The 14,412-nt window shown below is 75.0% G+C and carries 9 protein-coding genes; 5 read left to right on the plus strand and 4 right to left on the minus strand.

Annotated elements, in window-relative coordinates:
- The first annotated feature begins 48 nt into the window (after positions 1 to 48).
- Positions 49 to 2,547: a DNA helicase PcrA gene (pcrA, locus tag IE305_RS15590; RefSeq protein ID WP_190130161.1), complete on the plus strand. Its 2,499-nt coding sequence runs from the start codon at positions 49 to 51 to the stop codon at positions 2,545 to 2,547.
- Between the two features lie 53 nt (positions 2,548 to 2,600).
- Here pcrA and IE305_RS15595 read toward each other — a convergent pair whose 3' ends face one another.
- The gene (locus IE305_RS15595) at positions 2,601 to 4,364 is read right to left on the minus strand and encodes a M23 family metallopeptidase (RefSeq protein ID WP_190130162.1); all 1,764 of its coding nucleotides are present in this window, start codon (positions 4,362 to 4,364) and stop codon (positions 2,601 to 2,603) included.
- Between the two features lie 226 nt (positions 4,365 to 4,590).
- On the minus strand, positions 4,591 to 5,505 hold the full coding sequence (locus IE305_RS15600) for an esterase/lipase family protein (protein ID WP_190130163.1): 915 nt from the start codon (positions 5,503 to 5,505) through the stop codon (positions 4,591 to 4,593).
- Between the two features lie 372 nt (positions 5,506 to 5,877).
- Here IE305_RS15600 and icmB point away from each other — a divergent pair, with 372 nt between their 5' ends.
- Positions 5,878 to 6,291 carry a coenzyme B12-dependent isobutyryl CoA mutase small subunit gene (icmB, locus tag IE305_RS15605; protein ID WP_190130164.1) on the plus strand — a complete coding sequence of 138 codons (414 nt, stop codon included), beginning with the start codon at positions 5,878 to 5,880 and terminating at the stop codon, positions 6,289 to 6,291.
- Here the strand turns inward: icmB and IE305_RS15610 are convergent.
- Both IE305_RS15610 and IE305_RS15615 read right to left on the minus strand, forming a co-directional pair.
- Positions 6,257 to 7,969: a DUF5691 domain-containing protein gene (locus IE305_RS15610; RefSeq protein WP_373311641.1), complete on the minus strand. Its 1,713-nt coding sequence runs from the start codon at positions 7,967 to 7,969 to the stop codon at positions 6,257 to 6,259. The genes icmB and IE305_RS15610 overlap by 35 nt on opposite strands.
- Before the next feature lie 70 nt (positions 7,970 to 8,039).
- On the minus strand, positions 8,040 to 9,464 hold the full coding sequence (locus IE305_RS15615) for an SWIM zinc finger family protein (RefSeq protein WP_190130165.1): 1,425 nt from the start codon (positions 9,462 to 9,464) through the stop codon (positions 8,040 to 8,042).
- 145 nt (positions 9,465 to 9,609) lie between these two features.
- Between IE305_RS15615 and IE305_RS15620 the strand changes: the two genes are divergently transcribed.
- Genes IE305_RS15620 through IE305_RS15630 form a run of 3 tightly spaced genes read left to right on the plus strand, consistent with a single transcriptional unit; the run spans position 9,610 to position 14,233 of the window.
- Positions 9,610 to 10,716, plus strand: a complete 1,107-nt coding sequence (locus IE305_RS15620) for an ATP-binding protein (RefSeq protein WP_229891006.1) — start codon at positions 9,610 to 9,612, stop codon at positions 10,714 to 10,716.
- Positions 10,713 to 13,061, plus strand: coding sequence for a DUF5682 family protein (locus tag IE305_RS15625; RefSeq protein WP_229891007.1), 2,349 nt, complete (start codon positions 10,713 to 10,715; stop codon positions 13,059 to 13,061). Before IE305_RS15620 ends, IE305_RS15625 begins: the two co-directional genes overlap by 4 nt.
- On the plus strand, positions 13,058 to 14,233 hold the full coding sequence (locus IE305_RS15630) for a VWA domain-containing protein (protein WP_190130166.1): 1,176 nt from the start codon (positions 13,058 to 13,060) through the stop codon (positions 14,231 to 14,233). The genes IE305_RS15625 and IE305_RS15630 overlap by 4 nt, the downstream gene beginning before the upstream one ends.
- Positions 14,234 to 14,412 lie beyond the last annotated feature (179 nt).

Raw genomic sequence — 14,412 nt, forward strand, 5'->3', positions numbered from 1 at the left:
CCCGATGCCCCGCCCGCTGTCAGTGGGGCCGCCTAGACTCGGGAGGCGATGAGCAGCCTCTTTGACGACAGCTTCCTGGCGAACCTCGCCGCTCCGGACCCGCACGGCGAGGAGCCCCCGCCGCCGGAGGAAGCGGAGCCCGAGCCCCTGCCGGACGACCTGTTCGGCGGGGCGTTCGACGTGCCCGTCCCCCGCGAGGCGTACTACCGCGACGGCGCCGCCCGCCCCGTCGTCGACCCGGCCGCCCTCCTGGAGGGCATGAACGACCAGCAGCGCGAGGCCGTCGTGCACAGCGGCTCCCCGCTGCTGATCGTCGCCGGCGCCGGCTCCGGCAAGACCCGCGTGCTCACCCACCGCATCGCCCACCTGCTGGGCGCGCGCGGCGTCCACCCCGGCCAGATCCTGGCGATCACCTTCACCAACAAGGCCGCCGGCGAGATGAAGGAGCGCGTCGAGCAGCTCGTCGGGCCGCGCGCGAACTCCATGTGGGTGATGACCTTCCACAGCGCCTGCGTGCGGATCCTGCGCCGCGAGAGCAAGAAGCTCGGCTTCACGTCGTCCTTCTCGATCTACGACGCGGCCGACTCCAAGCGCCTGATGGCGCTGGTCTGCCGCGACCTGGACCTCGACCCGAAGAAGTTCCCGCCGAAGTCCTTCAGCGCGAAGATCTCCAACCTCAAGAACGAGCTCATCGACGAGGAGAGCTTCGCCGCGCAGGCCGCCGACGGCTTCGAGAAGACGCTCGCCGAGGCGTACGCGATGTACCAGTCGCGGCTGCGCGAGGCCAACGCCCTCGACTTCGACGACCTCATCATGACCACGGTCCACCTGCTCCAGGCGTTCCCGGACGTGGCCGAGCACTACCGCCGCCGCTTCCGGCACGTCCTGGTCGACGAGTACCAGGACACCAACCACGCCCAGTACACGCTCGTCCGCGAGCTCGTGGGCACGCCCGGCACCACGGGCGACGAGGGCCCGGCCGAGCTGTGCGTCGTGGGCGACGCCGACCAGTCGATCTACGCGTTCCGCGGCGCCACCATCCGCAACATCCTCCAGTTCGAGGAGGACTACCCGGACGCCACCACCATCCTGCTGGAGCAGAACTACCGCTCCACGCAGACGATCCTCAACGCCGCCAACGCCGTCATCGAGCGGAACGAGAACCGCCGCCCGAAGAACCTGTGGACCAACGCCGGCCAGGGCGCGGCCATCACCGGCTACGTCGCCGACTCCGAGCACGACGAGGCCCAGTTCGTCGCCGACGAGATCGACCGGCTGACCGACGACGGCAAGGCCAAGGCGGGCGACGTCGCCGTCTTCTACCGCACCAACGCCCAGTCCCGCGTCTTCGAAGAGATCTTCATCCGCGTCGGCCTGCCCTACAAGGTCGTCGGCGGCGTGCGCTTCTACGAGCGCAAGGAGGTCCGCGACGTCCTGGCCTACCTGCGGGTGCTCGCCAACCCCGAGGACTCCGTGCCGCTGCGCCGCATCCTCAACGTGCCCAAGCGCGGCATCGGCGAGCGCGCCGAGGCCATGATCGAGGCGCTGGCGCTGCGCGAGAAGATCAGCTTCGCGCAGGCGCTGCGGCGCGTCGACGAGGCGTACGGCATGGCCGCCCGCTCGGTCAACGCGGTCAAGCGGTTCAACGCCCTGCTGGAGGAGTTGCGCACGGTCGTGGAGTCCGGCGCCGGCCCCGCCACCGTCCTGGAGGCGGTCCTGGAGCAGTCGGGTTACCTGGCCGAGCTCCAGGCGTCGACCGACCCGCAGGACGAGACGCGCGTGGAGAACCTCCAGGAGCTCGCCGCCGTCGCCCTGGAGTTCGAGCAGGAGCGCACCGCCGAGGGCGTGGAGGGGCCGGGCACGCTGCCCGAGTTCCTGGAGAAGGTCGCCCTCGTCGCCGACTCCGACCAGATCCCCGACGAGGACGGCGAGGGCACCGGCGTCATCACGCTGATGACCCTGCACACGGCCAAGGGCCTGGAGTTCCCGGTCGTCTTCCTCACCGGCATGGAGGACGGCGTGTTCCCGCACATGCGGGCGCTCGGCCAGACCAAGGAGCTGGAGGAGGAGCGCCGCCTGGCGTACGTGGGCATCACCCGCGCCCGCGAGCGGCTGTACCTGACCCGCTCGGTCATGCGCAGCGCCTGGGGCCAGCCCTCCTACAACCCGCCGTCGCGGTTCCTGGAGGAGATCCCGGGGCAGTACGTGGACTGGCGCCGCACGGGCCCGGCCAAGCCGTCGGCCACGTCGCTGGGCGCCGGCTCGGGTTCCGGTTCCGGCTCGGGATCGGGTTACGGCTCCGGGCTGACCTCGGGCTTCTCGTCGTCGCGTACGAAGGCGGGGCCGTCCGGTTTCGCGACGCGCCGGGCCACGGAGCGGCCGGTGGTGGCGCTGTCCATCGGCGACCGGGTCACGCACGACTCGTTCGGCCTGGGCACCGTTCTCGCGGTGAAGGGCAGCGGGGACAACGCCGAGGCCACGATCGACTTCGGCGACGAGAAGCCCAAGCGGCTGCTGCTCCGGTACGCGCCGGTCGAGAAGCTCTAGCCGCGGGGCCGCGCGAGCCGCGGGGCCGCGCGAGCCGCGGGGCCCCGCGCCCGTCAGGTCGGGTCGAGGCCGTGGCCGCGCAGCCAGGGCAGCGGGTCGACGGCCGAGCCGCCGGGCCGCACCTCGAAGTGGAGGTGCGGGCCGGTGGAGTTGCCGGAGTTGCCGGAGTAGGCGATGACGTCGCCGGCCTTGACCTTGCCGGAGCGGAGCTTGTAGCTGCTGAGGTGGCAGTACCAGGTCTCGGTGCCGTCGGGCGACGTCACTATGGCCATGTTGCCGTAGGCCACGTTGTACTGCGTGCGGACCGTGCCGTCGGTGGCGGCCATGACCGGGGTGCCGTACGAGACGGGGAAGTCGATGCCGGTGTGCACCGACATCCAGTTGATGCCGGCCTGCCCGTAGTAGGCGCTCAGCCCGTGCTGGCCGACGGGGAGCGAGAACTTGGGCCGCTCGCGCTCCTTGCGCTCGGCCTCCTCGGCCTGGCGCCGGCGCTCCTCCTCCTGGCGCGCCTTGAGGTCGAGGCGTTCCTGGGTGCGGTTGGCGCGGGTGGCGAAGTCGTCGGCGCCGCGGCTCAGGCCGGCCAGCTGGGTGTCGAGCTGGCTGTTGGCGGCCGCGGTCTTCACGGTGGTGTCGGGGGCGGAGGCGGCCGTGGGCTTGGGGGCCTCCTTCTCGCCGCCGGTCATCACCGACGCGGCGGCGACGCCGGCCACGCCCATGACGGCCACGGAGGGCACGGCGACGGTGAGCAGCGCCTTGCGGCGCGGGCGGTAGCCCGTACGGGCGGGTGCGCCGCCCTTGCGCCGGCCGGCGCGCGAGGTACCGCGGGCGCCGCGGCCCGGTGCGGCAGCGGGTTCGCCGTCCTCGGCGTGGCCGGCGTGCTCGTGCTCGGTGTCCTCCGCCTCGGACGCCTCGGAGTGCAGGCCGAACGCGGGTTCGCCGTCCGGTCCGGTGAAGTCGACGACCGACATCGCGCGGGTCTCGGCGTTGGCGACGGCCGCGCTGCCGGAGGTGGCCTGCGCGGGGATCGACGGTGCCGGGGCGGTCAGGTCGATGCCGGAGACGTCGACCATGAGGGTGGGGGAGTGCGGGGCCTGGGGCTGGTGGGGCACCTGGTGCTGGTGCTGGTGCTGGTGCTGGTGCTGGTGCTCAAGGTGGGCGTACGCGGACGCGTCCCAGGTCTGCGTCTGCTGGGCACTCAGGTCCCACTGCCCGGAGGTGTCCGCCGGGCCGGCCGCGGGCACGTTCCACGCGGTGGCGGCGTACGCGCCCGTGTCGTGACCCCCGCCGGCGTACGTGCCGGAGCCGGTACCGCCGTCCGCGAGCGCGCCCCAGTCGCCGGAGGCGGAACCGCCGCCGTACGGGGAAGCGTCGTACGCCCCGGTGTGGTGTGCGCCGTTGTGGTGCGCGCCTGTGTGGTGCGCCCCCGTGTCGTAGGGGCCGGTGGCGTACGCGCCGGTGTCGTAGCCCGTGCCGTACGTGCCGGTGGCCGGGCCGGTCTGCTGCTGCCAGGAGCCGGTGGTGTCCCAGCCGTGGGCGTCCCACTGGCCGGAGGCCTGCTGCCCGAGGTCCCAGGCGCCGGTGGCGTGGTGGTCCTGCGCGCCGAGGTCGTAACCGCTGAAGTCCCAGGTCTGGGTGTGGCCGGTGACGCCCCACTGCCCGGTCTGCCCGGTGTTGTCGCCCCAGGTGCCGTCGGGCTGGTGGCCCCAGCCGGCGCCGGAGGTGTGGTGACCCATGTGGCCGTGCGGGTCGTACGACGACGCGGCTTCGGGAGCGGGGACGGACGGAGCCTGGCCCGCCGACGGGTGACGGTCGTTCACCACCACTTCCATTTCGCCTTGGCGGAGGAGAATTAGCGGCGACTGTACCCGGCGGTACGCGGCAACGACAATCTTCATCACGTTTCACGGGGTAACAGGGCGGGCATTTAGCCGCCTTTTGGCGGACTGAACCGTCATGGGTCGCCTCGACGTTCGATATTCGTTCGACATCGGTGCGCGTAAGGGTGTACCGCGGCGTACGGGCGGGTCGCCCCGGGCGTGGCGGTCAGGCGACCGAGGCGGCCCCTGCCGCGCCCGCCGTGGCGTCGTCCACGGTCAGCGCCTGCCGGATGCCCATCGCCACCGTGCTGTGCACCGGCAGGGCGAGATGTCCCACGCCGCTGACGCGGACATTGCGCGCGTCGAGGTCGGGATGGTCGATGCGTGCGGTCTGCACCGGCACCATGATCTGATCCAGATCACTCCAGAACGCGATGAATTGCGTCGCACAATGCGGTGCGGGTTCGGCGAGTTCGGCAATGACGTCGGAATCGGGACGCATCTGGCGCACCAGGGGGTGCAGGGAGGCGGGTGGCGCCACACGGGTCCCGCCGTGCGGGGTGCCGAGCGTGACCAGGGTGCGTACGCGCGCGTCGCCGCCCATGCGCTGGACGTAATAGCGGGCGACCAGCCCGCCCAGGCTGTGCCCGACCATGTCGACGCGCTGGTGGCCGGTGGAGGCGCAGATCTCCTCCACGTGCCGCGCGAGCAGGGCGGCGGCGGCACGCAGGTCGCACGTCAGGGGCGAGTAGTTGAGCGACCAGACCTCCTGCCAGCCGTTCCGGCGCAGGGAGCGGCGCAGGAAGACGAAGACCGAACGGTTGTCGATGAAGCCGTGCAGCAGCAGCACGGGCGGGTGTGCCGCATCGTGCGGCGCGCCGACGGGCTCCGCGGGCGGGCCCGAGACCGTGACGGCGGCGGCCGGCGCGGTACGGGACGGCGTGGCGCGGGGTGGTGCGGCGAGGGGCGGGGCGAGCGGTACCCGGGGCGGCCGGCGTTCCTGGGCGACGCCGGTCGGATAGATCAGCAGATGGGCGGCGAGGATCGCCAGCTCGAGCACCGTGGACCGCAGCAGCGCGGCCGGTGGGCGCACAAGAGCACACGTGCGTAAGAGCGTACTGAGCAAGGGCATGGTGCCCATGGCCGACCGACCTCCCGAACGGCAGACGGGGAGCGGCCCTGTCCCCCGTGTGCCCGTCGTGGGTAGCCGTACGCGGCCCGGCGCGGCCCCTGTGCCGGGCGGCTGACGGCAGCAGTGGTGCGGCGGGCCTCGTCCTGGCTCCCCTGACGGCCGCTCCTGGACCTGCGGCGGCGGGCCGCGGCGGGCGGTGTGCCGGTGGGCGTGGGTGCCCGCGGGAGCGGTGCGTCGTGAACGTGATGTCCCCACGTGTGATTTCCCCCTCGGTATCCGCCGTGAAACTGCCGGTTGCGGGATGCTGGCGATAACGTTCGTTCACATCCCCGGCCCCGTGGGAAGACCTGTACCCGCGGGCAGTCGTACATGGAGGCAGTGATGGGAGTGACCGGTCCGATCCGTGTGGTGGTGGCCAAGCCGGGGCTCGACGGCCACGACCGGGGCGCCAAGGTCATTGCGCGGGCGCTGCGCGACGCCGGCATGGAGGTCATCTACACCGGGCTGCACCAGACGCCGGAGCAGATCGTGGACACCGCCATTCAGGAGGACGCCGACGCGATCGGCCTGTCCATCCTCTCCGGCGCGCACAACACGCTGTTCGCCCGGGTGATAGAGCTGCTGCGGGAGCGCGACGCGGCGGACATCAAGGTCTTCGGCGGCGGCATCATCCCGGAGGCGGACATTCCGCCGCTCAAGGAGCTCGGGGTGGCCGAGATCTTCACCCCGGGCGCGACGACGACGGCCATCGTGGAGTGGGTCAGGGCGAACATCCGCCAGCCCGCGGGGGCGTAGCAGCCCCGAGGGGCCCGGCCGGTCCCGCCGCCGGTTGCCGTGCCGCTGGTTGCTGTGCCGCCGGTTGCAGTTCCGTACGCATCGTGGCGCGCAGCCGCAGCGTGCCCACGAGACGTCCGAACGCCTCGGCCCAGTAGCCCGCGGCACCGGCCGTCACCTCCGTCTCGTCCGGCCCGGCGGGCAGGGTGGTGAGCACCTCCAGCCGGCCGGCCGCGTCCGGATCGAGGCAGCGCTCGGCCAGGCCCATCACCCCGCTGAAGCTCCACGGGTAGCCGCCGGCGTCCCGGGCGGAGTCCAGCGCGTCCACCACCGCCCGGCCCAGCGGCTCGGCCCACGGCACCGCGCACACCCCCAGCAGCCGGAACGCCTGCGACAGGCCGTGGGCCGCGACGAACTCCGCGACCCACTCCGCCCGTTCCCCGGGCGGCAGCACCGCGAGGAGCCGCGCCGGGTCCAGCCCCGGCGCCCCTTCGGGCAGGGGCGGTTCGTCGGCGGGGCCCAGCAGCGCCCGCGCCCACGCGGCATCGTGCTGCCGTACGGCGGCGCCGGCCCACGCGGCGTGCAGGTCGGCCCGCCAGCCGTCGGCCACCGGCAGGGCGACGGCCTCCTCCGCGCCGGCCACACCCAGGCGTGCCGGCCAGAGGGACAGTGGCGCGGCCTCCACGAGCCGGCCCAGCCACCACGACCGCTCGCCGCGGCCCGGCGGCGGGGTGGGTTCCACCCCGTCGCGCTCCATCCCGGCGTCGCACTCGTGCGGCGCCTCGACCAGGATGCGGGCGACCGTGCCGTCACCGGCGCGGCCGGGGGCCAGGCAGGCACGGGCACGCTCGGCCATGCGCGCGGACAGGGCGGAGCCCGGCAGCGCGGACAGCAGGGCGGCGGCCGTCGCCCGGACGTTGCGGGCGCGGTCGCCCAGCGCCTGTTCCAGGAACGGCTCGTCGGCCAGGGACAGCCCCTCGCCCAGCGCGTCGAGGAACATCGTCCGGTCCTCCGCCCGCTCCTCGGCCCAGGTGGAGGCCAGCAGCTCACGTGCCGCGGCGGCATCGGTACGGCGCAGGGCCGCCAGGGCGGCGGCCCGCTCGGCGAACAGCCCCTCGCGCCACACCCGCTGCGCCTGCCGCGGGTCGGCCACGCCCACGCCGGCTCCCTCGCGGAGCGCGTACTTCCACTGCGGGTTGAGCCGGGCCAGCCACAGGGCGCGGGGGCCGGCCAGGGCCAGCGCCTCCTGCCGGAGGTCGCTGCGGGCCCGGGCCGCCTCCAGCAGTGCGGGCAGCAGGTCCGCCGGGGCACGGTAGCCATGGCGGTTGGCGGCGGCCAGCCACTGGGGCAGCAGCTCGGTGAGGTCGGGGGTGCTGCCGCGGCGCCCGCCAGGGGCGGCCCGGCCGGCGAGCAGCTGCTCCAGCCGCCGCCGGGCCGCCTCGGGCAGTGGCGGCCGTACGTCCTCGGGGGCGGGTCCGGGCACCGTACGCGCGGCCACGGGCAGCAGCCCGGCCCGTCGCCGTACGGTCCGCACGGCGGCGGCGTCCAGCAGCGCCCCGGCCACGTCCTGGCCGGGGCGCGGGGTGACGGGCGGCGTACGGCGGTCGGTGCCGAGCAGGGCGGCGGCCACGAGTCCGGCCCAGGAGGCGGACGATGCGGCGGCCGTATGGGTGACGGTGGTGCTGGTCATACGAGGCATACGAGTCTCCCGGGGGTGCTCCGGATGCTCCTGGTCGTGGGGGCGGGGCGCTGAACGCCCGGCCGCGGGCTCACAGCGGCACCGGCGTCGGCAGCGGTGTCTGCACCAGCGTCGGCAGCTGCGCCGGTGCCCAGGCCGCCAGGGGTGTGAAGCCCGCGTGGCCGCATTCGCCGAAGACCCGCAGGGGTGCACCGCCCGACAGGGAGGCCAGGCGCCACAGGCCCAGGCTGTCACCGCTGCCGCGGGGGTCGACCGGGAGCGCCGATCCGCCGGACGCGTCGGCCAGTTGCCAGCCGAGCTCGCCCTCGCCCGGTACGGGCGTCACCTCCGCGAGCACCACGGGCCACGCCTCCAGCCACGGGTCGTCCCGCACCGCCTCGCCGTACGCGCGCAGCGCCGCGGCCGTGTCACCGCCCGGCGGCGGCTCGGGGCACGCGACGGGCGCCGCATGGCGGGTGCCCAGTACGGCGCGCAGTGGGCGTGCCGCCGGAGGGAAGGCCAGGTCGGCGTCGACGGACATGCCCACCGGCAGGCAGAGTTCGGGTGCGCGCCCGGCCGCCCCGTACGACAGCAGCAGCGCCATGCGGCCCGTTCCGCGGCCGTACAGCCATATGCGGCGGGTCGTGAGCCGGCCGTCGTCGGAGTCCCGCTGCGCCAGGACGAGCCAGTGGTCGCGCACGAGCGGTCCGGCGGCCAGGACGGCCGCCGCGTCGGACGTCAGGCCCACCCGTGAACGCACCGTGGCCGCAAGGGGTTCCGGCAGCTCGCCGACGCGCAGGAACCCCTGGTTCAGGGCGTGCAGCAGCGCGCACTCCTCCAGCAGCCGCGCCGCCCAGTCGCCCCCGCCGGCCCCCGCGACCGACGCCACGTCCCTCACCCGTGCCGCCAGTCCCGGGGCCTGGGCGTCGACCATGCGGGCGGCCGTCTCGTCCCATTGCCCGTACCCCGCGTCGCGTACGCCCGCCAGGCCGCCGCGCATCAGGTCCGTCAGGCGCTGCTCCAACTCCGTGGCACCCGAGGTCATTCGCGCCGCCCGGCGCTCGGCGCGGCGGCGTGCCGCTGCCGGGTCGGCCGGGCCGCCGGTCGCGTCGACCGCCCTGCCGGACGCTGCCTCGTCGGCGCGCTGCCGGCGACGGTCCAGCCAGGAGGCGGCCCACTCCGGCGGGCCGGCTCCCTCCGGTACGGCGTCCCCGCCCTCCGCCCACAGCAGCAGCAGCAGGCCCAGCGCGTGCTTGCACGGGAACTTCCGGCTCGGGCAACTGCACTGGTACGCGGGCCCGTCCGCGTGCGCCAGGGCGACCACCGTGCGGTACGGCCGGCCGCCGCTGCCCTTGCACTCCCCCCACAGCACGCGCCCGCCCGTACCCGTACTGCACGCACCCGTGCCCGACCACGGGCCGGGCAGGGCCAGCCGTGTCCCCGCCGCACGCGACGCCGCGTCGGGCGCCAGCGCCAGCACCTGTTCGACCGTCAGGCGTTCCCCCTGCGCATTCATGTCCCCGACGGTACGAGCCGCCACTGACAATCGGCCCCGGCCCGCGGCCGACCTGCGCAGACGGCCGATTGTCAGTGCCGTGGTGCAGGGTTTCCGGCATACCCCGGAGCACCTCCGGACCGCACGACGAGGGGGAGTTGTGACCATGCCCGGACAGCCGGAGAACAGAGTGCAACAGGTCCTGCGGCCGCACGCCGAGGACGCCTTCGCCGGCGAACTCGCCGCGCTCGCCGCCGCCGACGACCGGCCGCGGCCCGCGCGCTGGCGCCTCTCGCCCTGGGCCGTGGCCACGTACCTGCTCGGCGGCACCCTGCCCGACGGCACGGTGATCACGCCCAAGTACGTGGGGCCGCGACGCGTCGTGGAGGTGGCCGTCACGACCCTCGCCACCGACCGCGCCCTGCTCCTGCTGGGCGTGCCCGGCACGGCCAAGACCTGGGTCTCCGAGCACCTGGCCGCCGCCGTCAGCGGCGACTCCACGCTGCTCGTCCAGGGCACCGCCGGCACCGCCGAGGAGGCCGTGCGGTACGGCTGGGACTACGCCCGGCTCCTCGCCCACGGGCCCAGCCGCGAGGCGCTCGTGCCCAGCCCCGTCATGCGCGCCATGGAACAGGGCATGACGGTCCGCGTCGAGGAGCTGACGCGCATCCCCGCGGACGTCCAGGACTCACTGATCACCATCCTGTCGGAGAAGACCCTGCCCGTCCCCGAGCTGGGGGAGGAGGTGCAGGCCGTCCGCGGGTTCAACCTCGTCGCCACCGCCAACGACCGCGACCGCGGCGTCAACGACCTGTCCAGCGCGCTCCGCCGCCGCTTCAACACGGTCGTGCTGCCCCTGCCCGCCACGGCCGACGACGAGGTGGACATCGTGGCGCGCCGCGTCGACCAGCTCGGCCGCTCCCTCGACCTGCCGGCCGCGCCCGACGGCATCGACGAGATCCGCCGCGTGGTGACGGTCTTCCGCGAGCTGCGGGCCGGCGTCACCGCCGACGGCCGGACGAAGCTCAAGTCGCCGTCCGGCACGCTGTCCACGGCCGAGGCCATCTCCGTCGTCACGGGCGGCCTGGCGCTGGCCGCGCACTTCGGCGACGGCGTGCTGCGGGCGGGCGACGTGGCCGCCGGCGTCCTGGGCGCGGTCGTCCGCGACCCGGCCGCCGACCGCGTCGTCTGGCAGGAGTACCTGGAGACGGTCGTGCGGGAGCGCGAGGACTGGCAGGACTTCTACCGCGCGTGCCGGGAGGCGGCGGCATGACCCCGACCGCCGCCCCGGACGCCCCGCTGCTGCTGGGCGTGCGCCACCACGGGCCCGGCTCGGCGCGGGCGGTCCGGGCGGCGCTCGACCGGGCCCGTCCGGCCGCCGTGCTCGTCGAGGGCCCGCCCGAGGCCGACGCCTTGGTGCACCTGGCCGCCGACGAGGACATGCGGCCGCCCGTCGCGCTGCTCGCCCACGCCGTGGACGACCCGGGACGGGCGGTGTTCTGGCCGTTCGCGGCGTTCTCGCCGGAGTGGACGGCCCTGCGCTGGGCCCTCGCGCACGACGTCCCGTTCCGCTTCATCGACCTGCCGGCGGCCCACACGCTGGCGTCGCCCGCCCCCGAACCGGACGCAGACGCTGCGGCTGCCCCGGCCGTCCGGCTCGACCCGCTGGCCGCCCTCGCCGCCGCCGGCGGGTACGACGACCCGGAGACCTGGTGGGAGGACGCCGTCGAGCACCGCCGCGGCGGCCCGCCGGACGGCGACGTGCTCGCGCCCTTCCGCGCCGTCGCCGACGCCATGCGCGAACTCCGCGACGCTTTCGGAGGTGAGGGCGAGGACGCACGGGACGCCGTGCGCGAGGCCCACATGCGGCTGAGGATCCGCGACGCCCGGCGGGCGTACGGCGACGGGATCGCCGTCGTCTGCGGCGCGTGGCACGTGCCCGCCCTCACCGCCGTACGGACCGTCACCGCCGACCGGCAGCTGCTCAAGGGCCTGCCCAAGGTGAAGGCGGAGCTGAGCTGGGTGCCGTGGACCCACCGCCGGCTGTCCCGGCACAGCGGCTACGGCGCCGGCATCGCCTCGCCCGGCTGGTACGGCCACCTCTTCGAGGCCGCCGACCGGCCGGTCGAGCGCTGGCTGACCAAGGTGGCCCGGCTGCTGCGGGACGAGGGGCACCCCGTCTCGTCCGCCCACGTCATCGAGGCCGTCCGGCTCGCGGAGACCCTCGCCGCCCTGCGCGGCCGGCCGCTGGCCGGGCTCGCCGAGACCACGGACGCCGCCCGCGCCGTGCTGTGCGACGGCTCCGACGTGCCGCTGGCCCTCGTCCACGACCGGCTGGTCGTCGGCGACGAGCTCGGCGAGGTGCCCGAGGGCGCGCCCGCGTCGCCGCTCCGGCGGGACCTGGACCGGCTCCAGCGCAGCCTGCGCCTGAAGCCGGAGGCGGGCCGGCGGGACCGCGAGTTCGACCTGCGCAAGGACACCGACGCGGCCCGCAGCCGGCTGCTGCACCGCCTGCGGATCCTGGGCGTCGGATGGGGCGAGCCCGTCGTCCCGCGCGGCGGGCTCGGCACGTTCCGCGAGACGTGGCGGCTGTGCTGGGAGCCGGAGCTGTCCGTACGGCTCGCCGAGGCGGCCGTGTGGGGCACGACCGTGGAGGGCGCCGCGACCGCGCGGGCGGAGGCCGGGGCCGTCGCGGGGGCGGCCCTGTCCGACGTCACCGCGCTGGCCGAGCAGTGCCTGCTCGCGGGCCTCTCCGCCGCCCTGCCCACCGTCCTGCGCGTCCTCGCCGACCGGGCCGCGCTCGACACCGACGTCGCCCACCTCTGCCAGGCCCTGCCCGCCCTGGTCCGCTCCGTGCGCTACGGCGACGTACGCGGCACGGACGCCACCGCCCTGGCCGGCGTCGCCGGCGGCCTGGCCGAACGCATCGTCGTCGGCCTGCCCGCCGCCTGCACCGGCCTCGCCCCGGACGCGGCGGCAACGATGCGCGGCCACCTGGACGGCGTGCACGGGTCGGTGGGGCTGCTGGCGGAGGTCATGGAGGCCACGGACACGGCGGGCTCCGGCGCCGCCCTCCGCCGCCGCTGGTCCGGGGTCCTCCGCACCCTTGCGTCCCGGGACGGGCTGCCCGGCGCGATACGAGGGCGTGCCGTCCGGCTGCTGCTCGACGACGGCGAACTCGACGACGAGCGCGTCGCCCGGTTCATGGGGCTCGCCCTGTCGCCCGGCACGCCGCCGGCCGAGGGGGCCGCATGGATCGACGGGTTCCTCGGGGGCGGCGCCGGCGGCACGGTGCTCGTCCACGACGCGCGGCTCCTCGGTCTCGTCGACGCCTGGCTGACGTCCGTGCCCGCCGGCGCCTTCACGGACGTCCTGCCGCTGCTGCGCCGTACGTTCGCCGCCTTCGAGGCGGGCGTGCGCCGCACGCTCGGGGAGCAGGTCCGGTGCGGCAGCGGCGCGCCGGCGCCGGAGGGGGACGCGGCCGGCTTCGGCGCGGTCCTCGACGAGGAGCGGGCGGACGCCGTCCTGCCCACCCTGCGCCTGCTGCTCGGCCCGGTCGCAACGGCCACACCCGCCACGGCGGCAAGCGCCACGACGAACAGGGGGACACAGCCATGACCGAGGCGACGATCGCCGACGCCGCCGAACCCGCCGACCCCGCTGCCGAGCGGCTCCGCCGCTGGCGGCTCGTCCTCGGGGCCGAGGGCGGCGGCGCGCTCGGCACCCTGGGCGGCCGGGACGCCGCCATGGACCGCGTCCTCGATTCCCTTTACGGCCACGAGAGCGGCGACGGTGCGCGCCGCGGCGGCCTCGGCGGCTCCGCGCCGCGCGTCGCCCGCTGGCTGGGGGACATCCGTACGTACTTCCCCGCGTCCGTCGTTCAGGTGATGCAGCGCGACGCCGTCGACCGGCTCGGGCTGTCCCAGCTGCTGCTGGAGCCGGAGCTCCTGGAGGCCGTCGAGGCGGACGTCCACCTCGTCGGAACGCTGCTCTCCCTCAACCGGGCCATGCCCGAGGCCACCCGGGAGACCGCCCGTGCCGTGGTCCGCAAGGTCGTGGAGGACCTGGAGAAGCGGCTGTCCCAGCGCACCCGCGCCACCCTCACCGGCGCGCTGGACCGGTCCGCGCGGACCTCCCGCCCCCGCCACCACGACATCGACTGGAACCGCACGATCCGTGCGAACCTCCGGCACTACCTCCCCGAGCACGGCACGGTCGTCCCCGAGCGGCTCGTCGGTCACGGGCGCGCCGCGCGGGCGGTGACCAAGGACGTGATCCTCTGCATCGACCAGTCCGGGTCGATGGCCGCCTCCGTCGTCCACGCGTCCGTCTTCGGTGCCGTCCTGGCCTCCCTGCGGTCGCTGCGCACCCGGCTCGTCGTCTTCGACACCTCCGTCGTGGACCTCACCGACCACCTGCCCGACCCGGTCGACGTCCTCTTCGGCACCCAGCTGGGCGGCGGCACGGACATCAACCGCGCCCTGGCGTACTGCCAGGCGCGCATCACCCGGCCGGCGGACACCGTCGTCGTCCTCATCAGTGATCTCTACGAGGGCGGCATCCGCGACGGGATGCTGAAGCGGGTCGCGGCCATGAAGGCGTCCGGGGTGCAGTTCGTGTCGCTGCTCGCGCTGTCCGACGAGGGCGCCCCGGCGTACGACCACGAGCACGCGGCGGCCCTGGCCGCACTGGGCGTGCCGGCCTTCGCCTGCACCCCGGACCTCTTCCCGGAGGTCATGGCGGCAGCCCTGGAGAAGCGCCCGCTGCCGATACCCGAGGGGCCCGTGTGACGGGTGCCGGGCTGCGGCCGTGCGCGCCGGACGGTATACCCGTATGCGTGCGGGTGCCGTCGCGATCTGTGAGCGTAATCACGGCCCGAGTGTGACCTGCGATTTAGGGAGCTCCCTTCCACGGGGATAACCTGCGAGACGGACATGCCGCGTCAACGGTGAACGTGTGCCGCCCTCGT

It is taken from the genome of Streptomyces mashuensis (assembly GCF_014654785.1).
Lineage (GTDB): Bacteria > Actinomycetota > Actinomycetes > Streptomycetales > Streptomycetaceae > Streptomyces > Streptomyces mashuensis.